Origin of the sequence: Amycolatopsis sp. TNS106 (assembly GCF_019330265.1) — a bacterium.
GTDB classification, from domain to species: domain Bacteria; phylum Actinomycetota; class Actinomycetes; order Mycobacteriales; family Pseudonocardiaceae; genus Amycolatopsis; species Amycolatopsis lurida.
Genome location: NZ_CP024972.1, coordinates 3,863,879 through 3,890,815, shown reverse-complemented (window position 1 = coordinate 3,890,815; position 26,937 = coordinate 3,863,879). Strand labels below are relative to the sequence as shown.

Genomic DNA, 26,937 nt, shown 5'->3' with positions numbered 1-26,937 from the left:
GTACTTTCCGGTATCGGCCTCGTCTTCAGCGGGACTTCCCGCGTTCTGGGTTTCGCCTGGCATGTTCTCTCCAGCGCGGCGATGTCATGCGCCGGCCGATGACCCGCGTCGAGGGCACGGCGCCGGAGACCCACGACGAAGAACCGGTCGCGGTCCCGTCGCCGAAACTCGCGCCACCACCGCCCGCGGCCGACGTGCTCGAACGGGACCGGTTGCTGGACGTCCTCGATCAGGCCACGTCGGGCGAAATCCCCAGTGTCACCTTGCTCAACGCACCCGCGGGATCCGGGAAGACCGTGCTGCTCGGCAGTTGGTTCCGGCGCCGGGCGCGCCACCATCCCGGCGGTGAACACCTGGCCTGGGTTTCCTTGGACGCCAACGACAACAAGGTCTTCTCCTGGTGGTCGTCGATCCTCCAGGCGGTGTACCGCGGCGCGATCCCCGGACCGGCACTGGCGCGGGACGCCTCCGCGCACGAAGGCGTCGGCGCGTTCGTCGACGCGTGCGCACGGCTGCGGCGGCCGGTGATCCTGGTGCTGGACAACGCACACGAGCTGACCGAGCCGGAGGCGGTCAAGAACGTGAACCTGCTCCTGCGCTATCTGCCGTCCGGAGTACGGGTCGTCATCGCGACCCGGTTCCCGCCACCGCTGATCCTGCCTCAGATCCGGCTCGAAGGCAGGCTGCGGGAGATCACGGCGCACCAGCTGAACTTCACCGAGGAGGAGACGGGGCAGCTGCTCGCCCGGAAGAACCTGGCGCTGTCCAAGGCGGATCTGGACCGGGTCAGGGAGCGTACGGAAGGCTGGGCGGCCGGCTTGCGGTTCCTCACGCTCGCGTTGGACTCCGCGCCGGACGCCGGCGGGGCCATCCGGGCCTTCACCGGCGACGACCGCCTGCTGGCCGAGTACCTGTCGGGGGAGATCGTCGGGCCGCAGCCCACCTACGTCCGTGAGTTCCTGCTGAGCGTGTCGGTGTGTCCCGACCTCACCGACGGGCTGGCCACCCGGCTGACCGGGCAGGAGCACGCCGGCCAGATCCTGTACACGCTCACCCGCACCAACGCGCTGATCACTCAGCATGGCGGCGAAGAAGGTCGCTACCGCTGTCATCCTCTGCTGCGCGAGTACCTCCGCGCGGAGCTGAGCCGACGACATCCGCGGGCCTATCGCAGGCTCCACCGTTCGGCGGCGGAATGGTTCACGGACTCCGGGGACGTGCTCACGGCCTTCGAGCACAGCGTCGCGGCGCAGGACGAAGAGCTGATCACCCGGTACGTCCAGCGATTCGGGCTGCGGATCGTCCTCAAAGGACACGGGCCGCGGCTGCACAGGCTGCTCGGCGCGTTGCCGGAGCATCTCCTGGCCAGGCCACAGATCGCGCTCGTCGCCGCCATCGCGTCCCTCGACGACCACGATCTCGTGGCGGCGGACCGGTATCTCGGCCGGATCGACACGTCGGCCCAGCCGCTGCGCTCCGGACGGTTGCGCGCGTTGAACGCCGTGGCCGTCGCCTACCGCGCGAGATACGGCGGGCAGCTGGACGAAGCGCTCGCCGAACTCCGCGCCACGAGCGCGGGTGACACCGGCGACACCGACCTCGACCTGCTGGCGCTGGCCACTCGGGGGACCGCCGCCTTGTGGCTGGGCGACATCCCGGGCGCCACCGAGGATCTGGAACGCGCGCTGCGGATGGCCACCCTGGAGCGCCGCGACGCCGTCAGCCTGCAGTGTGAAATCCATCTCGCGGGGATCGCCTGTGTCCAGGGTGATCTCGCCGGGCTGGCCGTGCACACCGGTGCCGCCCTCGAACTGGCCCGGTCCCACGGCTGGACCGAGACTTCGCGGACCGCGTTCCTGTACACCGTCCTCGGCCTGGCGGCTTACCAACGGCTGGACCAGGAGAGCGCCCGGCGGTTTTCCGCGCTGGCGTCGCGGCTCTTGCCCGCCGTCGTGGACCCTGCCGTGGAACTGCTGACGGTGACGCTCAGCGCCGCTGTCGAATTCGGCCTCGCGGCCGATCCGCACGCGGTCGTCGAAACGTTGCGGGGCCACCGCAAACGGCTCGCCGGCGAACCGGTCGCGCCATGGCTGGTCGCCTGCACCGCCCCGGTCGAGCAACGGCTGGCCCTGCGGGTCGGCGAACCCACTTGGGCGATGGACGTGATGGAACGGCACCGGCATCTGCTCGCGCCGTACGCGGAGCACGCGCTGCTGAGCACCCTCGTGCACCTGCATCGCGGCAGGCCGGGCGCCGCGCGGCGGCGGCTGCGGCCGGTCATCGAGCGGCAGACCAGGACGCTGGTGGCGCACACCCTGATCGAAAGCTGGCTCCTCGAAGCGGTTCTCGCCGACCAGGCCGGTGAACAGAACCGGGCGCACACCGCCCTCGCCCACGCGCTCGACCTCGCGGCCCCCCTGCAGGCACTCCGGCCGTTCCACGACGCCGGGCAGGACATCCGGGAGCTCCTGGTGCGCGGCGCCGGACGGTTCGGGCGCACCGAAGAGTTCGCGAGCGCCGTGCTGCAGGCGTTACCGGCCCACCCGGGGGCGCCGGTCGATCCGCTCACCTCACGCGAGCTCGAACTGCTCACCGAGCTGCCGTCCATGCGGACCGCGGAGCAGATCGCCGACTCGCTCTACGTCTCGGTGAACACGGTCAAGACCCACCTTCGCGGCATCTACCGGAAACTCGGCGTCAATCACCGCCGCGACGCCGTCGTCGCAGCACGCAGGCGTGGCCTGTTGTAGGCCCGCGGGCCGGCTACTCCCGCCAGCCGGCCAGCTCGACACCCTTCGCGACTTCGACCCGGTACCCGAGCGTCACGACGCTCTTCGCGCCCGGAGCGAGCGTCAGCCGCCAGGTGTACTCGCCCAGCTCGGTCCGCTCCACCGGCTCCGGCGTGGTGCGCACGTCCCGGACGGTGATCGCGTCGTCCCGGGAGACCGGAGCCTGGTCCAGCACGGTCACGACGGCTTCGCGCGGGCTGTGGTTGACGATCGTCGTGGTGTACACGGCCTCCCGCTTGCGAACCCCGGACAGCGTCGCCTTGCTCGCCGTGCGGTGCGTGAGTTCCCGTTCGACCCGGATCCGGTCGTCCACGCCGAGGGCGAGTTCGAGTTCCTCGCCCGGCGCCCAGACGTCCAGCCGCGTGGTGCCGACGAACTCGGTCTCGTGGAACACCGACGCCTTGCCCGGCCGCAGCGTGTGCTCCGAAGTGTTGACCACGGTCGCCCGCAGGAACGCCTCCGGCGACACCACCGGAGCGGTGACGTGACCCAGTTTCGCGGTCAGCTCCAGCTGCGCGAGCGTCGTACGGTGGCCCTGCGCTCCCGAGGGGACCGCCACCGGGCGGCCGGGCCGGTAGGTGACCGCGGTGGTGCCCTGTTCGACGGACGCGGTCCGCGCCGCCATCGCGGGAGCCGGCATGCCCACCGACTCCGGGATCCCGCCGCCCGCGGGCGACGCGCTGCCGTACGCCATGCGTGCCATCGACGGCTGCACCGGACGGACGCGGTCGAGGAACCACGGATCGAGTTCCGGCACCTCCACGGTGTTCGCCGGCCGCGCGGTGGAGAGGGCCAGCTCGCATTCCGGCCAGTCCTCGCCGGTGTGCTGGGTGATCCGCCCGTACCAGGTCAGCGAGACGTCCTCGCCGTGGACGCGCACGTCGTAACCCGGTTCCCAGCTCGCGTTCGCGACCACATAGGACAGCTCGAGGCCGATTTCCGCGCCGTCCTCTCGGGGTTCCAGTTCGACCGTGACCGTAGCGCTGTCCACTTCGGACGTTCCTTGTTTCGCCTCGATCTCGCGGTCGAGTGCCTTGAGGTCGTCACGGAGCCGGGCGAGACGGATGCCGAGTTCGCGGCGCTTTCCGAGCGCTTCGGCCAGCTGCGTGCCGAGCGCGTCGGTGACTTCGGCGACCCGGGGCGGCTCCGCCGTACCCTCCGCGAGCGCCTTCGCGAAACTCTTGCCGCTGCGTGTCGCCAGCCCGGTCAGCAGATCTACCTTCGCGGTCTCCGCGGCGACGGCGTCCGCGACCTCGTCGACCACCGCCTGATCGGCGCGCCGCCGCTCGGTCAGCGCGCGCAGGGAGGCGTCCGCGGGCGCGGGATGGCGTTCGACGGCGACGTCGACCCCGGCGATGACCGCCGGACCGGAACCGGTGACGCGGACCGAGTCGGTGTCCAGGTTCCACGGCAGGCCCCCGAAGGCGAAGCGCGTTTCGCCGTCGAGGGCAGCCGAAGCCCGCCTAGTGATCCGGGCATGGTGCGGGTAGACGGTGACGGCGACGATCGGTGCTTCCAGGGTGCTCGGCATGCCTCCGACGTTAGTCTCTTGACACCTGTTCGGGTGGCCGGAAACCTCACCTGGGTCTTGCCCGCCCGCCATTGGGGGTCCTGTGAGAGTCGCCAGGCTCGCTGCCCTGTTCACCGCCGTCCTGGTCCTTCCGGCGACGGCGCTGCCCGCCCAGGCCGACGCGCCGCCGGCTCCGGTCTTCAAGGACGGCCAAGCTCAGCCGGTGTTCGACCCGAAGGACGTCATCCGGGAGAACGTCTGGGTCACCGCGCCGGTCGACAGCGACCGTGACGGCAAGGACGACCTCGTGCACGCGGAAGTGGTGCGGCCCCGCGCGACGCAGCAGGGCATGAAGGTCCCGGTCGTCTACCAGGCCAGCCCGTACTACGCGGGCGGCAACGACGTCGCGAACCACAACGTCGACGTCGAGCTGTACGTGCCCGGCGCGAAGCGCGCCCCGGCGGGCCCGCGGATCGCGACGAAGACCGTCGGCCCGAACGCGGCGCCGATCAGCTGGCGCTACCAGGACTACTTCACCGCTCGCGGCTTCGCCGTGGTGTACGGGGAGTCGCTCGGCAGCGGCCAGTCCACCGGCTGCCCGAGCAGCGGCGACGTCAACGAGACCATCGGCGCGAAGTCCATTGTGGATTGGCTGAACGGCCGCGCGACGGCGCGGGACGCTGCGGGCAAGGCCGCGGTCGCGGACTGGAGCACCGGCAAGACCGGCATGATGGGCGTGTCCTACAACGGGACGCTGCCCAACGCGGTGGCCGGCACGGGCGTCGAGGGGCTGGAGACGATCGTCCCGATCGCGGCGATCTCCAGCTGGTACGACTACTACCGCAACGACGGCGCCGTCGTCGCGGCCGGCGGGTTCCAGGGCGAGGACGCGGACGTGCTCGCGGACTACGTCTACACGCGCCAGGATCGCGCCGTCTGCCGTCCGCTGATCGACGGCATCGCGGTCGACCAGGACCGGGTGACCGGTGACTACAGCCCCTTCTGGGACGCGCGGAACTACCGCAACGACGTGAACAAGGTGCGGGCCTCGGTGCTCGTGGTGCACGGCTTCGGCGACTGGAACGTCAAGACCGACCAGGGCACCCGCTGGTACGAGAAGCTCAAGGCGCGCGGTGTCGAGCACAAGATCTGGCTGCACCAGGCCGGGCACGCCGACCCGTACAGCCTCCGCCGCGACGTCTGGCTCGCCACGCTGAACAAGTGGATGTCGCACTATCTCTACGACGTGGACAACGGCATCGAGCGCGAGCCGAAGGCCACCATCCAGCGTGAGGACAAGTCGTGGGTGGACGAGCCGGAGTGGCCGCTGCCCGGCACCCAGGACGTCAAGCTCTACCCGTGGCCCGGCGGCTCTTCGAAGGGCAAGCTCGACACCCGCAACCCCGTTCCGGGCAAGGCCGCCGTCGAGACGCTGGCGGACGACGCGAGCAAGACCATCGAACAGCTCGCCGCCGCGACGTCGTCGGGCAACCGGCTGCTGTACTCGACCACCGCGGCGAAGCAGCCCGTCCGGCTTTCCGGAACGGTGAAGACCGACCTGTCGCTGTCCTTCGACAAGCCGGCCGCGAACGTGACCGCGGTGCTCCTCGACCGCGCTCCGGACGGGACGGCGAAGGTGATCACGCGCGGCTGGACCGACCCGCAGAACCGGCGCGACCCCGCCCGCACCGACCCGATCACCCCTGGTGAGAGCTACAAGGTCGAGGTGGAACTGGTCGCGAAGGACTACCTGCTCGCGGCCGGGCACAAGATCGAGTTCCTGGTGGCCTCCAGCGACCACGACTACACGCTCCGGCCCAAGCCGGGCGCCGGTGTCTCGGTCGAGCTGAACCGGACCTCGCTGGTGCTGCCGGTGGCGGGTGGCAAGCCCGCGCTGCGAGCCGCTTTCGGCTGAGCGGGGCCGACGGTCCGTGAAGGCCTCCTTCCTTACCTTGAGGGTAGGGAAGGAGGCTTTCGCAACGTCACACCGCGGCCATCGGGCCCAGCCAGAATCCACGGGGTAACCAAGCGCCCCTGCCCGACCGACGGCCTCGCAGGTGTCGCGAAAGCCACTTTCGGGACGCCTGATGTCTCGAAAGTGGCTTTCGCGACACGCGACGCAGGCGCGGCCGCGGGACGGGGCAACCGGCGTGCCGAGTGGAAAACCCCGACCCGACCTCGGCCTTGTACGGAAAATGTATTTCCCCCGGCTTTGCTTCGGCCTGTCCGGCTTCCCCACCTGATGGAGGTCTCCATGTCCAGGTTGCGCCGTTTCGCAGTGCTCGCCGCGGCCGCCGTCATCCCCGCGCTCGGCCTGACCCTCGCCGGTACGACGCAGGCGTCGGCCGCCCCGAACTTCCAGGTCCCGTTCAAATGCGGCGTCACGGTCACGGCGGCGACGTTCAGCGGGCACAGCCCGGCGAACTCGGTCGACTTCCAGAAGTCGGGGATCACCGGGATGCCGGTGCTGGCGTCCGCGGGCGGCACCGTCACCCGGGTCGCCAACGAAGGCAGCACGAGCTACGGGCGCTGGGTCGAGATCGACCACGGCGGCGGCTGGCGTACCCGGTACGCCCACCTGTCCACCCAGTCCGTCTCCGTCGGCCAGGCCGTCAGCCTCGGCAAGCAGATCGGCACGGCCGGGGCGACCGGCGGCGTGACCGGCCCCCACCTGCACTTCGAACAGCGGCTCAACGGGGTGGCGCAGAAGGCGGTGCTGCACGGGGTCGCGGTGCCGTACTACGGCCACACCAACTTCACCAGCAAGAACTCGTGCGGCGGCAACCCGTACGAGGCCACCGAGGTGTGCGGCAGCGGGTTCTCGGTCGTCGACTCGCAGGGGCTCGCGAACGGTTCGGGTACCGCGTACCTGCTCTACAACGCGTCGACCAAGGCCAACTGCGTCACCACGCTGAAGGCGGTTTCGCTCGGCACCGCTTCGCCGGTCTCCGCGTTCCTCGAAGTCCAAGGTTCGGCTCGGGTGACCGACTCCGGCAGCTTCACCTACTACGCCGGACCGGTGACGAAGACGGCCGCCTCGACCTGTGTGAAGTGGGGCGGTTCGGTCGGGTCGAACGCCTACGAGAGCCCGTTCGAACACTGCGGCTGACCCCGCGGGACCGGGCACTGTAGACCACCCCACCGACAGGATCGGCGTCCTGCGCCCGGTCCCGCGGTGGTTGTCCACAACGGTCCCGGCTGTCCACAGATCTGTCGTGCCCCCACCCGGCGGCCCCATTCCCGCCGCAGGGTGGGGGCATGACCACATCCACTCCGACCGGCAGGACCAAGGTCGATCTGACGGATCCGGCGGACCTGCTCGCCGCGATCCCGTACCTCCTCGGCTTCCATCCCGAGGACTCCGTCGTCGTCTTCGGCCTGCGTGGCCCGGGACGCAAGCAGCAGGGCCTCGTCATGCGCGTGGACATGCCACCGCCGGGCCTGGAACTCGACCAAGCGCGTGACCTGGCGGTCCGGCTCGCCGTGACCGGCCACACCGGTGCCACCGTGGCGGTGGTCGGCGGTGGTGTCGCGAACAAGGCGGGGAGGCCCCCGCGACGCCGGTTCATCCGGCGCCTGGAGACATCGCTGACCGAGTACGGCATCTCGCTGAAGCATTCGGTGTGGGCGCCGCGTATCGCCGCCGACGTGCGCTGGGGCTGCTACCGGGAACGGACCTGTGGCGGGCTCCTGCCCGACCCGCGCGACTCGGTGGCCGCCGCGGTCGTCACCGGCGCCGGGCAGGTCACGCACGCGAGCCGGGAAGAGGTCGAGCGCCTCTTCGACCCCGTCGCGCCGGAGACACTCGCCCGCCGTGCCGATCTCCTGACCAGGATGGCCGAGCCGCCATGGCGAGGCGGAGATCTCGTCCAGGCCGCCATCGCCGAGGTGAACGCCGCGCTCGCCCGCGCCGACGCGGGCGACCGGACGATCACCGACGACCAGGCCGTCCGGCTGGCCTGGGCCCTTTCCCTGGTGGAGGTCCGGGGCGCCTGCATGCTCACCGCCGCCCCCGCGGATTCACCCCTCGCCCGCACGGCGGAGGAGCTTTGGCTCACGCTCGCCAGGGAACTCCCGGCGCCCGAAGCCGCCGAGGCGCTGGCACTGAAGGCACACGCCGCCTACGCCCGAGGCGATCTGGCGACCGCCGGGATCGCCCTGGTCAGGGCCCGCGAAACCGACCCTGAACACGGGCTGGCGAAGTTGCTGACCGGGGCGCTGGAAACGATGGTGGAGCCGTCCGAAGTGGCTCGGGTGGTCCTCCGGCAGCGAGCCGAAGGAACGGCCGAGATCGGCCTCAGGCGTTCCGGCGGGACCGGGTGAACGCCCAGGCGTCGGCGACGATGCCGTCGAGGTCGGTGCGTTCGGGCTTCCAGCCGAGTTCGTCACCGGCCCGCTCGCTGGAGGCCACCAGCACCGAGGGGTCACCCGCCCGGCGCGGAGCGACCGCGGCGGGGATCTCGTGGCCGGTGGTGCGGCGGCACGCCTCGATCACCTCGAGCACCGAGAAGCCGGTGCCGCTGCCGAGGTTGTAGATGCGGTGTTCGCCTTCGGCCGCGTGACGCAGGGCCAGCTGGTGCGCGTCGGCGAGGTCGACCACGTGGATGTAGTCGCGGATGGCGGTGCCGTCCGCGGTCGGGTAGTCGTCACCGAAGATCTGGATCCGCTCGCGGTCCCCGGTGGCGACCTGGAGCACGAGGGGGATCAGATGGGTTTCGGTGGTGTGCCGCTCGCCGAAGGAGCCGTAGGCGCCGGCGACGTTGAAGTAGCGCAGGCTGACGGCGGCGATGCCATGGGCGCGCGAGAACGAGGTGATCGCGTGGTCGATGGCCAGCTTCGTCGCGCCGTAGGTGTTCGTCGGCTGCGTCGGCGCCGTCTCCGGGATGGGGGAGGACTCGGGCTCGCCGTAGGTGGCCGCGGTGGAGGAGAACACCAGCCGCTTCGTGCCGTGATCGCGCATCGCCTCGAGCAGGCGGAGCGAGGTCAGGACGTTGCCTTCCCAGTACTTCGCCGGATCCGTCATCGATTCGCCGACCAGCGACTTGGCGGCGAAGTGGAGGACACCGTCGAAGCCGTCGCCGAGCAGCCGCCGGGCGACCTCGGCGGCGTCACCCTCGACGAAGGTGGCGTCCGGGTGCACCGCGTCGGCGTGCCCGGTGGAGAGGTCGTCGACCACGGTGACGTCGTGCCCGGCCTCGATGAGGCGGGCCGCGCAGACGCTGCCCACATAACCGGCTCCGCCCGTCACCATCAGCTTCAGGGTCTTGGTCGGTTCGTCGGTCACGTTCGCGCCTTTCTGCTGCGGATGCGGTCGCGGCCCAGTGTCCTCGCTCCCGGTCACCGGCCGCGCCCGGGGGTGCGGGTGCGATCTACGGAATCCGGCCCCGGCGTGGTCGGCCTTGAAACACGCGGATCACGCCGCGGGGCCGGCCCTGGGCTAGAGCTGGTCGCGGCCGGCGCCGCGCGACGGCACGGCGGTGAACAGCCTGGGGTGGCGCAGATCCGCCGCTTCGTACGCGGCCTTCACCGCTCGCCCGACGGTGTCCACATCGGACTCGCGGACCAGCGCGATCGCCGAACCGCCGAAGCCGCCGCCGGTCATCCGAGCGCCGAGCGCCCCGGCTTCGCGAGCCGAATCGACGGCGAGGTCGAGCTCACGGGTGGAGATCAGGTAGTCGTCGCGCATGCTCGCATGCGAGGCGTCCAGATGAGGGCCGATCTCGGCGATACGGCCGGCCCGCAGCAGATCCACGGTGTCGAGGACGCGCTGGTTCTCCGTCACCACGTGGCGCACCAGCGGCACGAGTTCGTCCGGCAGCCTCTCGAGCGCGGCGTCCAGCCCGTCGATGCCGATATCCCGCAGCGCCTTCACTCCGAGCAGTTCCGCCGCGCGCTCACAGCCCCGGCGGCGTTCGCCGTAGCCGCCCTCGGCGTGCGAATGCTTCGTGCGGGTGTCCACGATCAGGATCCGGACGCCGGATTCCTCCAGCGGGAACGGCACCTGTTCCATCTCGCCGGAGCGGACGTCGAGGAACAGCACGTTCGATTCCGTGCAGCACAGGGAAGCGGTCTGGTCGAGCAGACCGGTCGGTGCCCCGACGAAGTCGTTCTCCGAACGCTGCACCCACCGGGCCACTTCGTGCAGGCTCGGCGAACCCCCGCCGGTGCCCGGAGTGATCTCCGCGAGCCCCAGCAGGGCGAGCGCGACGGCGCATTCGAGCGCGTGGGAAGAGGACAAGCCCGCCCCCGACGGCACGTTCCCCGCGATCGTCACGTCCGCGCCGCCACCGAGGCCCTGGTCACGCAGGACCCACGCGACCCCCGCCGGGTACGCGGCCCACCCCTCGACCGAGCCGGGCCGCAGGTCGGCGATGGCCAGCGGGCCGGACTCCTGGACCCTGCCGTCCGAGCCGAGGGTGGCCACGGTCAGCACACCGTCCTCGCGCGGCGTCGCCGCGGCGGCGAGCCGGTGCGGAAGGGCGAACGGCAGCACGAAACCGTCGTTGTAGTCGGTGTGCTCACCGATCAGGTTCACCCGGCCCGGCGCGGACCAGACCCCGGACGGAGCCCGGCCGTGGAGGGCCAGGAAGGTCTCCGCGGCGTCGGACGCGGCGCTCACCTGGCCTGCGCCAGCACGGCGTGCAGCGCCGACACGGGCACCTGCGCGGAACTGCTCCCGCCGGTGACCTCGATGGTGCCGCCGGGCGCCGTCTTGCCGACCTTGACCCGGTTGCCGGGCACGATGCCGACCGATTTGAGCTCCGTCATCAGCGTCTCGTCCAGCTGCACGTGCTCGGCGATACGGCGGATCTCGACCTCGCCGCCACCCATGCGGGCGAACTCGTCGAGCCGCACGAGGTCGGCTTCGGCGGGCGGAGCGGGATCGCCGTCGCCGAGCTTGTCGAGCCCCGGGATCGGGTTGCCGTAGGGCGACGTGGTGGGGTGGTCGAGCAGCTTGACCAGCTTGCGCTCGACGGCCTCGCTCATCACGTGTTCCCAGCGGCAGGCCTCGTTGTGGACGTGCTCCCACTCCAGGCCGATGACGTCGACCAGGAGGCGCTCGGCCAGCCGGTGCTTGCGCATGACCGCGATGGCGAGTTCGCGCCCGTGCTCGGTCAGCTGCAGATGCCTGTCGTCCGCGACCACGACCAGTCCGTCGCGCTCCATCCTGGCGACGGTCTGGCTCACGGTCGGGCCGCTCTGCTGCAGCCGCTCCGCGATCCGGGCCCGCAGCGGGACGACACCTTCTTCTTCGAGCTCGTAGATGGTACGCAAGTACATCTCTGTGGTGTCGATGAGATCGTTCACGCTGTCCCCTTCGTCCGCGTTGCTCATCGTAGTCGCTGGCACTGACAGCGACGCAGGCGTGGGGAGAACAAGCACCGAGCCGGGAAAAGTCCCCCAAGCTGGGCAGGGAGCACCGGCGCACGGAAAGATGGACCCATGCGCCCCATGATCACCACCAGCGAACTCGCCGCGCGGCTATCCGGGCCGGAATCGGCACGCTCCGTAGTGCTCGACGTCCGCTGGCGGCTCGCCGGCCCGCCGGGCGCCGATTCCTACCGTGAGGCACATCTCCCCGGCGCGGTGTACGTCGACCTCGACACCGCGCTCGCCGGGGAGCCAGGCGACGGCGGCCGTCATCCCCTTCCCGAACCGGAGACGCTGCAGCGGCATCTGCGGGCGGCCGGGGTCCGCGCCGGTCACCCGGTCGTGGTCTACGACGACGCCGACGGCTCGGTCGCGGCCAGGGCGTGGTGGCTGCTGCGCTGGGCCGGGCACACCGAGGTCGCCGTGCTGGACGGCGGGTTCGCGGCCTGGGCCGAGGAGGAGCGCCCGGTCACCGACGAGGTCCCTTCGCCGGCGGAGGGGGACATCGTCGTGAAGCCCGGCGGCATGCCGGTGCTGGACGCGGACGAGGCGGCCGCGCTCGCCAGGGACGGCTTGCTCTTCGACGCGCGGGCGAGGCCGCGGTACGCGGGGGAGACCGAGCCGATCGACCCGCGCGCCGGGCACATCCCCGGCGCGGTCAACGCGCCCTTCTCCGGTCATCTCGGCGAGGACGGGCGCTGGCGCGACGCCTCGGAGCTGGCCGAACGGTTCGAAGGTCTCGGCGTGGCCCCGGGGACGCCGGTCGGTGTCTACTGTGGATCGGGCGTCACCGCCTCGTCCGTCGTGCTCGCGCTCGAGGTCGCCGGTCACCCGGAGCCCGCGGCGTTGTACGCGGGTTCGTGGTCGCACTGGTCGCGTGATCCGGAGCGGCCGGTGGCCACCGGGGATCTGCCCGGCTGACCCGCGGGCGTCCGGGCACAGGTCGCCTGCGTCGGAAATCCGGCGCGGATCCCGGCAGCCCCGCTTGCCGACGGCCGCGTCGGTTGCCGGCGGAAACCTGGACCCACCGGGATGAGCACCGTATTTCCGCCGCGGGGCACTAGAGTTCGGACCATGCGAGCACCGGCCGTCGTATGGGACTCCTCGCTGCTGGGCTACGACCTCGGCGGCGAGCATCCGTTCAACCCGGTGCGGCTCGAGCTGACGATCCGGCTCGCCACCGAGCTCGGCGTGCTCGACGGGGTCGACCTGCTCGTCCCCGGCCCGGCGGGCGAAGACGAGCTGCGCCGCGTGCACCTCGCCGAATACATCGAGGCCGTCCGGCAGGCGCCGATGACCGGTGCCGATTTCGCGCACGGGCTCGGGACCGAGGACAACCCCGTGTTCACCGGGATGCACGAGGCCTCCGCGCTGGTCGTGGGCTCGACGCTGCTGGCCGCGCGGAAGATCGCGGAGGGCGAGGCGACCCGGGCGGTCAACATCGCCGGCGGGCTGCACCACGCGATGCCGGGCAAGGCGTCCGGTTTCTGTGTCTACAACGACTGTTCGGTGGCGATCTCGTGGCTGCTGGACCACGGTTTCGACCGCATCGCCTACGTCGACACCGACGTGCACCACGGCGACGGCGTGCAGACGGCCTTCTACGACGACCCCCGGGTGCTGACCGTCTCGCTGCACCAGCACCCGTTCACGTTGTGGCCGGGAACGGGCTACTCGGGGGAGATCGGCAAGGGCGGGGCCGAGGGCACCGCGGTCAATCTCCCGCTGCCGCCCGGCACCCGCGACGGCGGCTGGCTGCGCGCGTTCGAGGCGGTGGTGCCGTCGCTGCTGGAGCAGTTCCGGCCGCAGATCCTCGTCACCCAGTGCGGCGTCGACTCGCACGAGGAAGACCCGCTGGCGGATCTCTCGCTGTCGGTGGACGGCCATCGCGCCATCTACCGGCGGCTGCGCGAACTGTCCGAAGCGCACGCCGGTGGCCGCTGGCTCGCCGTGGGCGGCGGTGGCTACCAGCTGATCCGGGTGGTGCCGCGCTCCTGGACCCACCTGCTCGCGACCGTGCTCGGCCGCGACGTCGACCCGGCGACGGCGCTGCCGCCGAACTGGGTCGCGTCGATTTCCAGGGCGGCGCCGAAGGCCGAGATCCCGGCCGGCATGTCCGACGGGCGCGAGACCGCGTTCGTCCCGTGGGGAGACGGAGAGGACGAGCCGGTCGACATCGCCATCCGTGACACCCGCCGCGCGATCTTCCCGCTGCACGGCCTCGATCCGGACGATCCGAGGGACTGACATGGCCAGTGAGGACACCAAACGCGACCCGTACGACTTCCCGCGCGAGTGGGAGGCCGACGTCCTGCTCTCCGACGGCGGCACGGTGCACCTCCGCCCGGTGATCCCCAGCGACGCCGACGGGCTCGTCGCCTTCCACGGCAGGCTGTCCGAACGCACCCGCTACTTCCGGTACTTCGGCGCCTATCCGCGGATCCCGCAGCGCGACCTCGAACGGTTCTCGGTCGTCGACCACCACGACCGGGTCGCCTTCGTCGCGCTGCTGGGCGACGACATCGTCGCGGTCGGCCGGTACGAACGGCTCGAACACGGGCCGTCGGCGGAGGTCGCGTTCGTCGTCGACGACGTCCACCAGGGCCGCGGGCTCGGGTCGATCCTGCTGGAGCATCTGGCCGCCGCCGCCTCGGAATGCGGGCTTCGCCGTTTCGTCGCCGAGGTGCTCGCCGAGAACGCCGCGATGGTGCGGGTGTTCCGTGACGCGGGCTACCAGGTCAGCCGCGAAATCGAAGAAGGCGTGCTGCACCTGGAGTTCGACATCGATCCGACCGAGGAGTCGCTCGCGGTCGCCCGATCAAGGGAGCAGGCCGCCGAGGCGCGCAGCGTGCACAACCTGCTGCATCCGAAGTCGGTCGCGGTGATCGGCGCGTCCACCGATCCGACGAAGATCGGCTACGTCGCCCTCACCAACCTCCTCAGCGCCGATTTCGCCGGCACCGTCTACCCGGTCAACCCCGAGCACAAGTCCGTCCGCGGCGTCCGCGCCTATCCGTCCGTCGTGGACATTCCCGAGGACGTCGATCTCGCGCTGGTCGCCGTGCCCGCCGAGGCCGTCGAGTCCGTTTTGGACGGAGCGCTGGCCAAGGGGGTCAAGACCCTGCTGATCGTCTCCGGCGGTTTCGCCGAGGCCGGGCCGCACGGGCTGCACGCCGAGCTGCGGCTGGTCGGAGAGGCCAGGGCGCACGGTATGCGGGTCGTCGGCCCGAACGCGCTGGGCGTGCTCAACACCGACGCCTCGGTCCGGCTCAACGCCACCCTCGCGCCCCGCCTGCCGGCGCGCGGCCGCACAGGGTTCTTCTGCCAGTCCGGCGCGCTGGGCACCGCGATCCTCGCCGACGCCGAGGCACGCGGTCTCGGGCTGTCGACGTTCGTCTCGGCGGGTAACCGCGCCGACGTCTCCGGCAACGACCTGCTCCAGTACTGGGAAACCGATCCGGCGACCGACCTCGTCCTGCTGTACCTGGAATCGTTCGGCAATCCGCGCAAGTTCGCGCGGCTCGCGCGGCGGCTGGCGCGGACGAAGCCGGTGGTGGCGGTGAAATCCGGCAGGCACGCGGTCCGCCCGCAGCTCGCCGCGACGTCGGCGGAGGTCGACGAGTCCAGTGTCCAGGCCTTGTTCGAGCAGGCGGGTGTCGTCCGCGTCGACACGCTCGCGCAGCTGTTCGACACCGCGCTGGTCTTCGCGCACCAGCCGCTGCCCGCCGGGCCGCGGGTCGCCATCGTGGGCAACTCGAGCGCCATCGGGCTGCTCGCCGCCGACACCGCGCGGGCGCACGGCCTCCGGCTGACCGCCGACCCGGTCGACGTCGGGCCGCAGGCGAGCCCGGAGGAATTCGCCGCCGCCGTGCGCGAAGCACTCAACTCCCCGGAGACCGACGCGCTCGTCGTGGTCTTCGTGCCGCCGCTCGCGATCCCGGGCACCGCCTACGCCCGCGCGCTGCGGGAGGCCGTCGTCGAGATGGACAAGAACAAGCCGATCGTGTCGACCTTCCTCGCCGTGGAGGGGGTGCCGGACGAACTGGCCGTGCTGTCCGAGGACGGGGTGCCGACGCGGGGTTCGGTCCCGTCGTACCCGAGTCCCGAACGGGCGGTGAACGCGCTCGCGCGGGTCGTGCGCTATGCCGCTTGGCGGCAGCGCCCGCAGGGCAACCTGGTGCGCCCCGCGGGCCTGCACGCCGAGCAGGCGCAGGTGATCGTCAGGGAGTTGCTGGCGGGCGAGGACGGCAAGACGACGCTGCTCTCCGACGACGACGTGGTCCGGCTCCTGGGCTGCTACGGCATCGACGTGGTCCCGTTCCGGGTCGCCTCGTCCGCCGACGAGGCGGTGAAGTCGGCCGAAGAGCTGGGGTTCCCGGTCACCCTCAAGGCCGTGGACGAACGGCTGCGCGGCAGGCCGGACCTAGCGGGCGTGCGGCTCGATCTGTCCTCTGTGGACGGAGTGCGCCGGGCGTACGCCGATCTGCGCGAGATCTCCCAGGACGACGAGGTCTACGTCCAGCGGATGGCGCCCAAGGGAATTTCGTGCGTGGTCGGGCTGCAGGACGATCCGTCGTTCGGCACGCTCGTGTCGTTCGGGCTGTCCGGGCTGGTCAGCACGCTGCTGGGGGACCGGGCCTACCGCGCGGTCCCGCTCACCGACGTCGACGCCGCCACGCTGCTGCGCGAACCGAGGACTTCACCGCTGCTGACCGGATACCGCGGCGACGAACCGGCGGATCTGGCCGCGCTCCAGGACATCGTGCTGCGCGTCGCGGCGCTCGCCGAGGACAACCCCGAGGTCCGCTCGATGACGCTCGACCCGATCCTCGCCTCGCCGGACGGCGCCTTCGTCGCGAACGCGCGGATCGTGCTGGGCCCGCCGCCGTCCCGGCCCGACACCGGGCCCCGGCGGCTGAGGCCGATCAACGCGCCTGCTTGAGCCCGGTCAGGAATCCCACTCTTGGGGCGAGCGGGCCGCGAGGTCCGCGTCGTGGCCGGTGAACGCCGCGATATCGCCCCGGATCGTGTTGTGGAACGCGACGATCCGCCCCTCGTGGACCAGTTTCGTCTGCACCGCCCGCGCTTCCCCGGCCAGGGGACCGGCGGGGATGGTCAGCGTGGTGGCGGTGTGCACGAGATCGAACCCGCCGCCGAGCGGACGGCTCGACACCTGGCGGATCCGCAGCGTGCTGCCCCGGTAGATGGTGTCGAAGATGTTCTGGCTCTCGCGCGCGATCGTCGCGCGGCCGCGCTGGATCCGGCCGACGACGTCGACGAAATCCGCGTCCTCGGCGAAGTTCGCGGCCCACGCTTCGCCGTCGCCCGCGTTCCAGGCGCGCTCCAGCGCGGTGATGATCTCCTCGGTGGTCATCGCTATCCTCCTATAACAACGATCCATTACTTAGAACACTGTTCCAACTTTCGAGGAGCATACATGCCCGCGGACCTTCCCGGCATCGTCCGGTTGCGCGACCGTCGTGAGGCGCTGACGCTGCGCACGATCCTGACGGCGGCCCGCGGTCTCTTCGCCGAGCGCGGCTACGCGCGGACGCCGATCCGCCTCATCGCCCAGGAGGCGGGGGTGTCCCCGCAGACCATCTACGCCCACTTCGGTTCGAAGGCCGGTGTCCTCGGCGGTCTCGTCGACCTCCTCGACGACGAGGCCGGGATCCCCGACCTCGTCGCCGAGGCGCAGCGGACCGGGGATCCGGTCGCCTTGCTCGGCCTGCTGGCCACGGTCGCCCGCCAGGTCCGGGAGCGCTGTGGCGACATCGTCACGATGCTGAGCTCCGGTGCCGCCGTCGATCCGGACATCGCCGCGACCCAGGCGGAAGGTGCCCGGCGCAACCGGCTCGGCGTCGAGATGGTCGTCGGCCGTGTCCGCGAGAGCGGGCGCGCCGTGGTGCCCAGGGCCGCGGACATCGCCGTGGCCCTGATGAGCGCCGACGTCCACACCAGCCTCGTCGCCGGGGCCGGGTGGAGTCATGACGACTACGAGGCCTGGCTCAAGGACACCTTGGTCACGTCACTGCTTCGGTGACGCAGTGTCTTGCCGAAGAACGTCGAGAGGTGCGCGCGCTGTGCGGCGACACTCCGTGCCGGGTCGATCGTGCCGACGAACGCGGCGGGCGCGTTGCCCAGCTGGGGCAACAGGGTCTGATAGTCCGTGAAGCTGAAATGCTCGCCGTCCGGCAGGCGCGTTTCGCGGGTCCAGCCGCGCTGGTTGCTCAGGAACTCCTGCCAGGACGCGTCCGACGCGGCGCTGTGGTCACCGGCGCTCATCAGCAGGAACGGCCGGTCCAGTCCCTCGTCGGCGACACGGCCGAAGATCCGCTGCGATTGCGAGTGGGCCATGCTGCCGTCCAGGTTCGCCCCGGCGACGACACGCCGATCGGTCACCATCGTCTCGCCCGCCGTGAACCCGCCGGCGGAGTGGCCGAACATGCCGGCCTGGCTCAGCCCGAGCGAGTCGAGGACGAAACGCGTGTCACGGACGCGAGTGTCGATCACGCGCTTCGACACCTCGATACTCGACGGCGGCAAGGCCTTCTTCGCGACTCGGCCGCCGGGGAACTCCACCGCTTCCGCTTCGTGGGTGTGGTCGATGGCCACGACGACGTAGCCCTCGCTCGCCAGTTGTTCCTGATGGGTGGTGCCGTGCGACCGTGACAAGGTGCCGCCGGGCGAATACAGCACGACAGGCCGCTCGCCGCCGATCGCGGGCGCGCCGATCCGGGAGTGCGTGGGGAAGCGGTAGTCGAGCCGATCCACCGCCATGCCCAGCTTGACGGCGTCGCCCTCGGCCACCACCTTCGCCACGCCCGGCGCCATGTACGGCGCTTTCGGCTTTCCGCTCGGCAGTGCCGGGTACCGCACGGTGACCATCAATTCCCTTGCCGCGCCGGGAATCCACGGATCCTGGCGGGAGTGGTCGATCAGGTGGAGGTCGGTGACGCCGACCGCGTGAGGGCCGGTCGGCACGGGAAGGCTCAGCCGGACGGGCGCCGCCGACGCGGACGGCGCGAGGAGGACGGCGGGCAGGGCGAGCGCGGTGGCGAGTACGCCGATCCGGCGCGTGGTTCGTTTCATGGCACCGAACGTAGGGAGCGGGCCGGGCCCGGGACATCGGGAAGATCACCGGTGGCGACCCTGGGATCGGTCCCGGGGCTCTCGTTCGCAGCTCGAGTGCCGCTTGTGGCAATTGCCGGTTCCGGAAGCTCCGTTCGCTGGGGAACGGGCGAACCCCTTGTTACGTTCGGTGATGGCGCGTGCACGCCCGGACCGAAGGAAATCCGACGAAAGGTGAGTGCCATGAAGGAATACGAGACCCCCATGTTGATCGACGCCGGCGAGTTCGAAGAGGTCACCGGCCTGCTCGCCAGGCACGGCAACGACCGGCTGATCTTCAGCAAGAACTGAACGCGCTGACCGTCTGCGTCGATGCGTCAAGTCACTGACACGCTGGGTCACGGCGAGGAGTACTTCGCGGTCTTTCCCGACCACGAAGCCACTCTCGCCGTGGCCCCGCGGTTGCACGCACCTGGGTCCCGGACGCTCGCCCACGCGTCGGGGCGGCCGTGGCTGACCGGCCGGTGGCCGGATGACGGGATCGTCGTGGCATCGGCGGGGCGGACCAGGCTGGCGGTGATCGGCTGGTGCCCGGTCACCGAGAAGGAACTGACCGCCGCGGCCGCGCGGCTGCGCGATCCCGGCGGACTCGACGCGCTGGCAACGAAACTGCCGGGCAGTTTCCACCTGGTGGCCTCGGTGGACGGGCACTGCCGGGTGCAGGGCACCGCGTCCGGGCTGCGGCTGGTCCACCACACCAGGATCGGCGGCGTGGTGGTCGCGGCCGACCGCGCGGACATCCTCGCTCACGCGGCAGGCGCGGACATCGACGAGCGGATGCTCGCGGTCCGGCTGCTGTTCCCGGTCCCGCATCCGTTGCTGCACAAGCCGATGTGGCGTGGGGTGCACGGGGTGGAGCCGGGCAGCGCGCTGATGCTCGCGCCGGACGGCGTCGCCGCCCGCACGGTGCGGTGGTGGGATCCGCCGCGCCCGGAACGCTCGCTCGCGGAAGGCGCGCCGCTGGTGCGGGAAGCGCTCACCGCCGCGGTGGACGCGCGCACGGCCGCCGGCGGCGTGGTCGCCTGCGACCTTTCCGGTGGCCTGGACTCGACCTCGGTGACCTTCCTCGCCGCACGTGGCGACGCGAAGATCGTGGCGAGCACCTGGCCGGGCCTCGACCCGGCCGACGACGACCTCGCCTGGGCGGCGCGCGCGGCGGCACATCTGCCCGAGGTCGAGCATGTGGTGTGGGACGTCGCCGCGTCTCCGCTGGTCTATGCGGGCCTGCTCGAAATCGACGATCCGCTCGACGAACCGACCATCGGGATGATGGACAGGGCCAGGCTGCTCAGCGATCTGGGACCGCTGGCGGCCAAGGGCAGCCGGGTCCGGCTGACCGGCATCGGCGGCGATCACGTCGCTTGGTGCTCGGAAGCGCACTATCACACGATTCTGCGGCGACGCCCGTTGTTCGCACTGGGCGCGCTGCGGGGGTTCCGCGCGCTGTTCACCTGGCCGCTCGGTGGCATGGTCCGCGCGCTCGCGGATTCCCGTTCGTACCGCCGGTGGCTCTCGGACGCCGCGGCCGACGTCCGCGCGGCGAAGACCGCACCGGTGACCGCGGCGCTGGGCTGGAGCACTCCGCCCCGCTTGTTCGACTGGGCGACGCCGGAGGCGAAAGAGCTGGCGAGCGCGGAGATCCGCGACGCGGCGCTCGCCGCGGAGCCGCTCGGCAGGACCAGGGGCGAGCACGCGGACCTGGAGCAGATCCTGTCCTGCACGCGGATCATCCGGCAATGGGAGCAGATGAGCGCGCGGGCCGGGCTGCCGATCCAGTCGCCCTTCTTCGACGACCGGGTGATCGAGGCCTGCCTGTCGATCAGGCCGGACGACCGGGTGACGCCGTGGGCGTACAAACCGGTGCTCACCGAAGCCATGCGCGGCGTGGTTCCCGGCGAATGCCTGGCCCGCACCAGCAAGGCGCAGGCGTCGATGGACGCCGCGGCGGGCCTGCGGGCCAGCCGGGGCGACCTGCGTGAGCTGTGGGCGGACTCGCGGCTGGCCGAGTTCGGCCTCGTCGACCGTAATCGCTTGGGCGCCTTGGCATCGCGCCCCGAAACGCCGGAGCTTCGCGACGGCATCCTGTATCCGACCATCGGCTGCGAGGTATGGCTGCGCACGCTCTCGAAGCCCTTGCTCTCTCTGGAGGAGAAATGAGCCTCGCGTTCCGTCCGAACGTGTCCATTGTGGATACGGACTATGGGTCAGTGCTGCTCGACGAGCGCAAGGGCCGGTATTTCCAGCTCAACCCGAGTGGCCGGATCGTCGTGCGGACGCTGCTGGAAGGCGGTGACAGCGAAGAAGCGGCCGGCGCGCTCATCGAGGAATACGACGTCTCGCGTGAGCGTGCCGAGCAGGACGTGACCGCGCTGGTGGAGGGTCTGCGCGCGGCGGGCCTGGTGACGTCGTGACCACCCCGAGCGCGCTCAGCAGGTCGCGGTCACTGCCGTTCGCGCGGCGGCTCGCCGCGCGGCTGGCGGTCGCCGTGGCCAGGCTGATCGCGATGCTGCCGCCTCATCGGATCCGGGTGGTCTTCGGCGTACTCCGCCGCGGCGCGCGGCCCGCCACCTGCGAGCAGGCGGAGGCCGCGAGGGAGGCGGTGCTCGCGGTCAGCCTGGCCTGTCTCGGCCCGAAAGGCTGCCTGCCGAGATCGCTGGCGGTCACGCTGCTGTGCAGGTCGCGTGGTGTCTGGCCGACGTGGTGCGTCGGCGTCCGGGCGCGGCCGCCGTTCGGCGCGCACGCCTGGGTCGAGGTGGACGGGCAGCCGGTCGGCGAAGGGGTCTCCGCCGGGTACTTCGCGAGGCTCGTCGCGGTCGGGCCGCCGGATCGGGTCCGATGAGCGATCGGGCGGGCGTCCGGGATCTGCTGCGGCTGACCGCGGGCCACCGGAGGGTGCTGACACTGGCCATCGTGCTCACCGTGGCGGCGTCCGGGCTGGGGATGCTCCAGCCGTTGCTGGTCCGGCACGGGATCGACTCGGTGGGCACGCGGCCGCTCTCCTGGTGGTTCATCGCGGGCATAGCCGGGCTTTTCCTCGTCCAGGCCGCCGTGGACGGGCTCGGCTTGTTCATGCTGGAGCGGTCGGGAGAACGCGTGGTGCTCAGCGTGCGCAAGCGGCTGATCGCGCGCCTGCTGCGGCTGCGGATGCCCGCCTACGAGGACCATCGGCTCGGCGACCTGCTCTCCCGGCTCAGCGTCGACACCACCGTGCTGCGCGACGTGGTGTCGACCGCGTCGGTCCAGCTCGTCGCGGGCGGGTTGACCGGACTGGGCACGGCGGTGCTGATGCTGCTGCTCGACCCGGTGCTGTTCGGCCTGGTGGCAGCGACCGTGTCGGTCGCCGCCGTCGTGGTGGCCGCGTTGCTGGGCAGGCTCCGCGCGGCGGGCGAGCGCACGCAACGCGGCGTCGGCGAGATGGCCGCGGACCTCGAACGCGCGCTGGGCGCGATCCGGATGGTGCGCGCGAACCGGGCGGAGCCGCGAGAGGAGCGGCGGATCGGCGAACGGGCGGAGTCGGCCTTCGCCGCCGGGGCGCAGGCGGCCAAGCTGACCTCGGTGATGACCCCGGCCGTCGAACTGGCCATCCGCGGCTCGCTTCTGCTGGTACTGCTCGTCGGCGGGGCGCGGGTGGCGGCGAACGCGACCTCGCTGGGCGAACTGGTGGCGTTCCTGTTGTACGCGACCTACCTGGTGGTGCCGCTCATCTCCCTGCTCCAGGGAATCGGCCTCGTCCAGCGCGGCATGGGCGCGCTGCAGCGGGTGCACGAAGCGTCTCTCTTGCCCGTCGAAAGCGACACGGCGCCCCGCTCGCCGATACTCCCCGTGCGCTCCGCGCCGGTGCTGGAATTTCGCGAAGTCCGATTCTCCTACGGGAAAAGGACGGTGCTGGACGGCGTTTCGTTCCGGGTCGAACCGCGGACGAGCGTGGCGTTGGTCGGAAAGTCGGGAGCGGGAAAGTCGACAGTTTTCTCACTGGCCGAGCGTTTTTATCAGCCCTTTTCCGGAACGGTACTGCTGAATGGCGCCGACCTGAACGGAATGTCACTTTCCGACTGCCGTTCCCGGCTGGCACTGGTTGACCAGAACGTGCCCATCCTGCACGGCACGCTGCGGGAAAATCTCGTGTACGCGGCGCCGGACGCCGATGCGGAGGACCTCGCGCGGGTGCTCGAAACGGTCAACCTCGCCGGGCTCGTCGCCGGCCTGCCCGACGGGCTCGACACCCAGGTCGGTGAACGCGGGAACATGCTCTCCGGTGGTGAGCGGCAGCGGGTCGCCATCGCCCGCGCCCTGCTCACGCGGCCTGACCTGCTGCTTCTCGATGAGCCGAGCGCGCATCTCGACCGGATCAACGAGTTCGCGCTGACTATGGCGCTGGAGCGGGCCGGACGTGAATGCGCGCTGCTGGTCATCGCGCACCGGCTGGCCACCGTCCGCCGGGCAGACCGGATACTGGTGCTCGACGAGGGCAGGATCGCCGGCGACGGCACGCACGACGAGCTCACCGTGTCCTGCCCGCTGTACCGGCGGCTCGTCGAGAATCAGTTGTCCGAGGACCGGTCCGCCGGAAGCCGGGCTGCCGAAGCGGCTTCCGCCGGATAATCCCCGATTGTGGACATCTCATCCCCCGGATGGCCCTGTCGCATCCTCCGAGCGCTCTTGAGAATAGGTCGCTGGGAATGTCGGATGGGGTATTCGGATGGTGGTGATGATGCTCAGATGATCTACAACCGACTGGCCGATGGCCCCATGACTCGGCGAATGGAATTCGTGGAGGTGCTGTCGGGACGGTGCGATACGCTCAGACGTATCGATCGTTTTTGTGAAACCACCAAACTCGTGTCCGGAATTCTTTCCAACGGCAGCCGGGCGGGCGTCTGCGACCCGGCGCTGCTGGAGTCGATGCTCTTCAGCCCCGGCCGCAGGCGACTGGTGGTCGACTCGCGGCTGGCGGGCGGTGAGCTGGTGCGGCACCACGAAAAGGCCAGGCAGACCGAAATCAGGGTGTACGGCGGAGTGTTGCGGCACATGCTGGTCTTCGACGCCCGGTACGCGGTCGTGCCGCTCGACGAGCTGAGCCTGCACGCGGGCGCGCTGGTGCTGCGTCCCCCGCTCGTCGGTCCCTGCGGCCAGTTCTTCGGGGTCCTCTGGTCGGAGTCGCGGCCGCTCGGTGGCGGGCCCGGCCGGGGCGCCTGTCTCAAGGGACGGCAGCGGCAGGTCGCGGACCTGCTGGTGGAGGGGGCCACGGATCATCAGGTCGCCAACCGCCTCGGCCTGAGCAGCAGGACCGTGCGCACGATCGTGTCCGAGTTGCACGATCGGTTCGGCACCACTTCGCGGATGGCCTTGGGCTTCCGTCTCGGCCGCGTGACCAAACGCGTCTAGCCCGGCCTCGCGTCCACAAGAGACACTTTTTCGCAGGCGGGCTCCCCGCTTGGGGACCCATGCGAGAAACGGATACCAGGACATCACGCCTCCCGCCGGGTCCGCGCATAGAGCCGTCGAGACCTGCTCATGGGCACGGCAGCGTGTCGATCGCAGCAGCTCACGACGTCCGGTACCGCACCTCCCAGGCTCCCGAGGTCCCCTCCGCCGCCAGCTCCCGCTTGAGCACTTTGTGCGTCGCCGTCCGCGGCAGGTCCGCGACCATCCGCACGAACCGTGGCCACTGTTTCGGCCCCAGATCACCTTGCGCCACCACGAAAGCGGCGAACTCGTCCGGGTCGATCGGTGACCGGCAGGCCAGCGCGGCCATCACCTGGTCGCCCACGCGCGGATCCGGTACCCCGTACACGGCCGCCTCGCGGACGGCGGGATGCCGGAGGAGTGCGCGTTCGATCGGGGCGGTGCCGAGGTTCTCGCCGTCGACGCGGAGCCAGTCGCCGAGCCGTCCGGCGAAGTAGCAGTAGCCGTCCGCGTCGAGGTAGGCCAGGTCGCCGGTGTGGTACATCCCGTCGCGCATCCGCTCGGCCTCGGCCGCCGGATCGCCGTAGTAGCCTGCGAAGAAGCCGGGACCACCGGTATTGACCAGCTCGCCGACCGCCTCGGCCGCGTTGAGCAGCTTCCCGTCTTCGTCGAACTTCGCCGGGGGACAGGGCTTCCCGGTCTCCGGGTCGAGGACGGCGACGCCGTCGAGCAGCCTGCCGAGCGAACCGGCCGGGGTGGTGGCGTCCCTGCCGAAGTTCACGCCGCCCTCGGTCGAACCGAACGCGTCGACCACGTGGCAGCCGAAACGCTTGCCGAAAGCGGCGAGGTCTGCTTCCGCGCCTTCGTTTCCGTAGACCAGTTTCAGCGGGTTGTCCGCGTCGTCGTCCCGCTCGGGAGTGGTGAGCACATAGGACAGTGGCTTGCCGACGTAGTTGGCGTACGTCGCCCCGAACCTCCGGACGTCCGGCAGGAAACCGGAGGCCGAGAACCGCCGCCGCAGCGCGATCCCCGCGCCCGCGGCGAGCCCGACCGACCAGCCGGCCATGATGGCGTTGGAGTGGAACATCGGCATCGACACGTACACGGTGTCCTCTGTGGACAGACCGAACCGGGTGGCCAGCATCTCACCGGGGTAGGCGATCTTGCCGTGCGTGCACCGGACGGCCTTCGGGTCGCCGCTGGTGCCCGAGGTGAAGATCAGCATGAGCAGGTCATCCGGCTTCGCGGGCACAGGGCCGGAAACCTCCGGCGCCGGCTTCAACTCGCTCAGCGGCAGCACCGGGACATCCGCCTCGGACAGCAGCGGAAGGTATTCGTCCTCGGCGAACACCAGCTCGCAGTCGGCCAGCGCGACGTCGCGGGCCAGCGCCGCGCCCCGGCGCGTGGGGTTCAGGCCGACCAGCACGTGTCCCGACAGCGCCGCGCCGCCGAGCAGGAACGAGAACTCGGGGACGTTGTCCGCCAGCAGCCCGAAGTGCCCGCCGGGCCGCAGGATGCCGGTGAGCGCGGCGGCGTGCCCGGCGCAGGCGCGGACGTGTTCGGCCCAGGTCCAGCGCCGGTCTTCGAACAGCAGGCCGGTCGAGTGGTCCTCCGCCCGCGCGAGCAGGAGTTCCGTGACCGTGGGGGTCATGCCGGGTCCGCGGCCAGCAGGTCGCCGAGTCCCCGCAGCTGCGCGGTCGCCCCGCCCCAGGTGAACTCGAGCCGTTTCGCCGCGACGAAGTAGCGATGCAGCGTGTGGTCGACGTCGATGCCGACCCCGCCGTGGACGTGCACGGCGGTGTGCGCGACCCGGTGCCCGGCCTCGGCTGTCCAGAACTTCGCCGTCGCGACCTCCTCGGCCGCCGGAAGCCCTTCGCTGAGCCGCCAGGCGGCCTGCCAGAGCGTCAGCCGGACGGCTTCGACGTCGACGTAGGCGTCGGCGAGCCGCTGCCGCACCGCCTGGAAGCTCCCGATGAGGTTGCCGAACTGCTCGCGCTCCCGCGCGTACGCCGCGGTCAGCTCCAGCGCCCGTTCGGCCACGCCGAGCTGCTGCGCGCAGACACCGATCGTGCCCCTCAGCCGCAGCCATTCGCCGATGTCGCCCAGGGACGTGGCGGACTTCGCGCCGGACAGTTCGACGAGCGCCGCGTCGGCGTGGTCGACGGTCCGCTGTGGCGAGACCGTCACGGTGTCCCGGTCGAGCAGGAACACCTGACGGCCGCCGTCGATGGCGGCTTCGACGAGGAATCCGTGCGCGAAAGCGCCCGACGGCACCGCGGTCTGCGCACCGGTCAGCCGCCAGCCGTCGCCGTCGGCCTCGGCGGTGAACCCGCACGGCACGCCGTAGTCCGGCAGCGCCACCGCGAGGACGTGGTCACCGCGCAGGATGGGGACGACCCAGTGCTCCGCGAGCCGTCCGTCGCCGAATTCCGCGACCGCCGCGGCGCCGAGGACGACCGACGTCAGATAGGGCACGGGCGCGACCGCGCGGCCGATCTCGGTCAGTACGGAACACTGCTCCAGCAGCCCGAACCCGCCACCGCCGACCGACTGCGGCAGCGCCGCGTCGAGCACCCCGGCCTGCGCCAGCGAGGTCCACAGTGGAGCGTCGAATCCGCCGGAACCGTGGGGCCCCAGCACATCGGGGGTGACCTTGTCCGTCAGGATCCGGCGCGTGAGCGAAGCGAGATCCTGCTGCGCTTCGGTGAGCGTGAAGTCCATCGATGTCTC

Annotated in this window: 22 protein-coding genes; 14 read left to right on the top strand and 8 right to left on the bottom strand. The window is 71.0% G+C overall.

Features of this window, described 5'->3' with window-relative positions; translation table 11 throughout:
* Positions 1-98: 98 nt before the first annotated feature.
* Entirely contained in the window at positions 99-2,750 is a 2,652-nt protein-coding gene (locus CVV72_RS17345) for a LuxR C-terminal-related transcriptional regulator (RefSeq protein ID WP_219153365.1), read from the top strand.
* A 13-nt stretch (positions 2,751-2,763) separates the two neighbouring features.
* Here the strand turns inward: CVV72_RS17345 and CVV72_RS17340 are convergent, their stop codons facing one another.
* Complete coding sequence (locus CVV72_RS17340; protein WP_219153364.1) at positions 2,764-4,320, bottom strand: DUF4139 domain-containing protein; 1,557 nt, start codon at positions 4,318-4,320, stop codon at positions 2,764-2,766.
* Between the two features lie 82 nt (positions 4,321-4,402).
* Between CVV72_RS17340 and CVV72_RS17335 the strand changes: the two genes are divergently transcribed.
* From CVV72_RS17335 to CVV72_RS17325, 3 genes are all read left to right on the top strand, one after another.
* Complete coding sequence (locus tag CVV72_RS17335) at positions 4,403-6,214, top strand: Xaa-Pro dipeptidyl-peptidase (protein ID WP_219153363.1); 1,812 nt, start codon at positions 4,403-4,405, stop codon at positions 6,212-6,214.
* Positions 6,215-6,553: 339 nt separating this feature from the next.
* Complete coding sequence (locus tag CVV72_RS17330) at positions 6,554-7,408, top strand: M23 family metallopeptidase (RefSeq protein WP_219153362.1); 855 nt, start codon at positions 6,554-6,556, stop codon at positions 7,406-7,408.
* 149 nt (positions 7,409-7,557) lie between these two features.
* A complete protein-coding gene (locus CVV72_RS17325; RefSeq protein ID WP_219153361.1) occupies positions 7,558-8,622 on the top strand; it encodes a DUF4192 domain-containing protein in 1,065 nt (354 codons plus the stop codon).
* Here CVV72_RS17325 and galE read toward each other — a convergent pair.
* The 3 genes from galE to CVV72_RS17310 form a co-directional block, all read right to left on the bottom strand.
* Positions 8,597-9,550, bottom strand: a complete 954-nt coding sequence (gene galE, locus CVV72_RS17320; protein WP_370641962.1) for a UDP-glucose 4-epimerase GalE — start codon at positions 9,548-9,550, stop codon at positions 8,597-8,599. The two genes, CVV72_RS17325 and galE, sit on opposite strands and share 26 nt — an antisense overlap.
* 186 nt (positions 9,551-9,736) lie before the next feature.
* A complete protein-coding gene (galK, locus tag CVV72_RS17315) occupies positions 9,737-10,918 on the bottom strand; it encodes a galactokinase (RefSeq protein ID WP_219153359.1) in 1,182 nt (393 codons plus the stop codon).
* Positions 10,915-11,634, bottom strand: coding sequence for a metal-dependent transcriptional regulator (locus tag CVV72_RS17310; protein WP_091597341.1), 720 nt, complete (start codon positions 11,632-11,634; stop codon positions 10,915-10,917). Before CVV72_RS17310 ends, galK begins: the two co-directional genes overlap by 4 nt.
* A gap of 108 nt (positions 11,635-11,742) precedes the next feature.
* On the opposite strand from CVV72_RS17310, the gene CVV72_RS17305 reads away from it, so the two are divergent.
* The 3 genes from CVV72_RS17305 to CVV72_RS17295 all read left to right on the top strand — a co-directional run bounded on the left by CVV72_RS17305 (position 11,743) and on the right by CVV72_RS17295 (position 16,612).
* Positions 11,743-12,591: a sulfurtransferase gene (locus tag CVV72_RS17305; protein WP_219153358.1), complete on the top strand. Its 849-nt coding sequence runs from the start codon at positions 11,743-11,745 to the stop codon at positions 12,589-12,591.
* Positions 12,592-12,744: 153 nt separating this feature from the next.
* Positions 12,745-13,917 carry an acetoin utilization protein AcuC gene (locus CVV72_RS17300; protein WP_219153357.1) on the top strand — a complete coding sequence of 391 codons (1,173 nt, stop codon included), beginning with the start codon at positions 12,745-12,747 and terminating at the stop codon, positions 13,915-13,917.
* A gap of 1 nt (position 13,918) precedes the next feature.
* Positions 13,919-16,612, top strand: a complete 2,694-nt coding sequence (locus CVV72_RS17295; protein WP_219153356.1) for a bifunctional GNAT family N-acetyltransferase/acetate--CoA ligase family protein — start codon at positions 13,919-13,921, stop codon at positions 16,610-16,612.
* 6 nt (positions 16,613-16,618) lie between these two features.
* On the opposite strand, the gene CVV72_RS17290 is transcribed toward CVV72_RS17295, so the two are convergent.
* Positions 16,619-17,044, bottom strand: a complete 426-nt coding sequence (locus CVV72_RS17290; RefSeq protein ID WP_219153355.1) for an SgcJ/EcaC family oxidoreductase — start codon at positions 17,042-17,044, stop codon at positions 16,619-16,621.
* Positions 17,045-17,107: 63 nt separating this feature from the next.
* On the opposite strand from CVV72_RS17290, the gene CVV72_RS17285 reads away from it, so the two are divergent.
* A complete protein-coding gene (locus CVV72_RS17285; protein WP_219153354.1) occupies positions 17,108-17,713 on the top strand; it encodes a TetR/AcrR family transcriptional regulator in 606 nt (201 codons plus the stop codon).
* Here CVV72_RS17285 and CVV72_RS17280 read toward each other — a convergent pair.
* Positions 17,665-18,762, bottom strand: a complete 1,098-nt coding sequence (locus CVV72_RS17280; RefSeq protein WP_219153353.1) for an alpha/beta hydrolase — start codon at positions 18,760-18,762, stop codon at positions 17,665-17,667. The two genes, CVV72_RS17285 and CVV72_RS17280, sit on opposite strands and share 49 nt — an antisense overlap.
* 222 nt (positions 18,763-18,984) lie before the next feature.
* On the opposite strand from CVV72_RS17280, the gene CVV72_RS17275 reads away from it, so the two are divergent.
* The 6 genes from CVV72_RS17275 to CVV72_RS17250 all read left to right on the top strand — a co-directional run bounded on the left by CVV72_RS17275 (position 18,985) and on the right by CVV72_RS17250 (position 24,186).
* The gene (locus CVV72_RS17275) at positions 18,985-19,092 is read left to right on the top strand and encodes a keywimysin-related RiPP (RefSeq protein ID WP_103746198.1); all 108 of its coding nucleotides are present in this window, start codon (positions 18,985-18,987) and stop codon (positions 19,090-19,092) included.
* 21 nt (positions 19,093-19,113) lie between these two features.
* Entirely contained in the window at positions 19,114-20,958 is a 1,845-nt protein-coding gene (locus CVV72_RS17270; RefSeq protein WP_219153352.1) for a lasso peptide isopeptide bond-forming cyclase, read from the top strand.
* Positions 20,955-21,212 (top strand): lasso peptide biosynthesis PqqD family chaperone, encoded by a 258-nt coding sequence (locus CVV72_RS17265; RefSeq protein ID WP_219153351.1) that lies wholly within the window; start codon positions 20,955-20,957, stop codon positions 21,210-21,212. Before CVV72_RS17270 ends, CVV72_RS17265 begins: the two co-directional genes overlap by 4 nt.
* Positions 21,209-21,640: a lasso peptide biosynthesis B2 protein gene (locus tag CVV72_RS17260; protein WP_219153350.1), complete on the top strand. Its 432-nt coding sequence runs from the start codon at positions 21,209-21,211 to the stop codon at positions 21,638-21,640. The genes CVV72_RS17265 and CVV72_RS17260 overlap by 4 nt, the downstream gene beginning before the upstream one ends.
* Positions 21,637-23,403 carry an ABC transporter ATP-binding protein gene (locus tag CVV72_RS17255; RefSeq protein WP_219153349.1) on the top strand — a complete coding sequence of 589 codons (1,767 nt, stop codon included), beginning with the start codon at positions 21,637-21,639 and terminating at the stop codon, positions 23,401-23,403. The genes CVV72_RS17260 and CVV72_RS17255 overlap by 4 nt, the downstream gene beginning before the upstream one ends.
* Before the next feature lie 237 nt (positions 23,404-23,640).
* Positions 23,641-24,186: a helix-turn-helix transcriptional regulator gene (locus tag CVV72_RS17250; RefSeq protein ID WP_158005430.1), complete on the top strand. Its 546-nt coding sequence runs from the start codon at positions 23,641-23,643 to the stop codon at positions 24,184-24,186.
* A 160-nt stretch (positions 24,187-24,346) separates the two neighbouring features.
* On the opposite strand, the gene CVV72_RS17245 is transcribed toward CVV72_RS17250, so the two are convergent.
* Together CVV72_RS17245 and CVV72_RS17240 are read right to left on the bottom strand one after the other, a co-directional pair.
* Complete coding sequence (locus tag CVV72_RS17245) at positions 24,347-25,858, bottom strand: long-chain-fatty-acid--CoA ligase (RefSeq protein ID WP_219153348.1); 1,512 nt, start codon at positions 25,856-25,858, stop codon at positions 24,347-24,349.
* Positions 25,855-26,928 carry an acyl-CoA dehydrogenase family protein gene (locus CVV72_RS17240; protein WP_219153347.1) on the bottom strand — a complete coding sequence of 358 codons (1,074 nt, stop codon included), beginning with the start codon at positions 26,926-26,928 and terminating at the stop codon, positions 25,855-25,857. Before CVV72_RS17240 ends, CVV72_RS17245 begins: the two co-directional genes overlap by 4 nt.
* Positions 26,929-26,937 lie beyond the last annotated feature (9 nt).

Coding starts and splice junctions, on each gene's coding strand:
- CVV72_RS17255 (WP_219153349.1), top strand. CDS start 21,637: ATGAGCGATCGGGCGGGCGTCCGGGATCTGCTGCGGCTGACCGCGGGC.
- CVV72_RS17345 (WP_219153365.1), top strand. CDS start 99: ATGACCCGCGTCGAGGGCACGGCGCCGGAGACCCACGACGAAGAACCG.
- CVV72_RS17285 (WP_219153354.1), top strand. CDS start 17,108: ATGCCCGCGGACCTTCCCGGCATCGTCCGGTTGCGCGACCGTCGTGAG.
- CVV72_RS17270 (WP_219153352.1), top strand. CDS start 19,114: ATGCGTCAAGTCACTGACACGCTGGGTCACGGCGAGGAGTACTTCGCG.
- CVV72_RS17305 (WP_219153358.1), top strand. CDS start 11,743: ATGCGCCCCATGATCACCACCAGCGAACTCGCCGCGCGGCTATCCGGG.
- CVV72_RS17295 (WP_219153356.1), top strand. CDS start 13,919: ATGGCCAGTGAGGACACCAAACGCGACCCGTACGACTTCCCGCGCGAG.
- CVV72_RS17245 (WP_219153348.1), bottom strand. CDS start 25,858: ATGACCCCCACGGTCACGGAACTCCTGCTCGCGCGGGCGGAGGACCAC.
- CVV72_RS17275 (WP_103746198.1), top strand. CDS start 18,985: ATGAAGGAATACGAGACCCCCATGTTGATCGACGCCGGCGAGTTCGAA.
- CVV72_RS17290 (WP_219153355.1), bottom strand. CDS start 17,044: ATGACCACCGAGGAGATCATCACCGCGCTGGAGCGCGCCTGGAACGCG.
- CVV72_RS17325 (WP_219153361.1), top strand. CDS start 7,558: ATGACCACATCCACTCCGACCGGCAGGACCAAGGTCGATCTGACGGAT.
- CVV72_RS17300 (WP_219153357.1), top strand. CDS start 12,745: ATGCGAGCACCGGCCGTCGTATGGGACTCCTCGCTGCTGGGCTACGAC.
- galE (WP_370641962.1), bottom strand. CDS start 9,550: ATGGTGACGGGCGGAGCCGGTTATGTGGGCAGCGTCTGCGCGGCCCGC.
- CVV72_RS17310 (WP_091597341.1), bottom strand. CDS start 11,634: ATGAGCAACGCGGACGAAGGGGACAGCGTGAACGATCTCATCGACACC.
- CVV72_RS17280 (WP_219153353.1), bottom strand. CDS start 18,762: ATGAAACGAACCACGCGCCGGATCGGCGTACTCGCCACCGCGCTCGCC.
- CVV72_RS17340 (WP_219153364.1), bottom strand. CDS start 4,320: ATGCCGAGCACCCTGGAAGCACCGATCGTCGCCGTCACCGTCTACCCG.
- CVV72_RS17240 (WP_219153347.1), bottom strand. CDS start 26,928: ATGGACTTCACGCTCACCGAAGCGCAGCAGGATCTCGCTTCGCTCACG.
- CVV72_RS17265 (WP_219153351.1), top strand. CDS start 20,955: ATGAGCCTCGCGTTCCGTCCGAACGTGTCCATTGTGGATACGGACTAT.
- CVV72_RS17330 (WP_219153362.1), top strand. CDS start 6,554: ATGTCCAGGTTGCGCCGTTTCGCAGTGCTCGCCGCGGCCGCCGTCATC.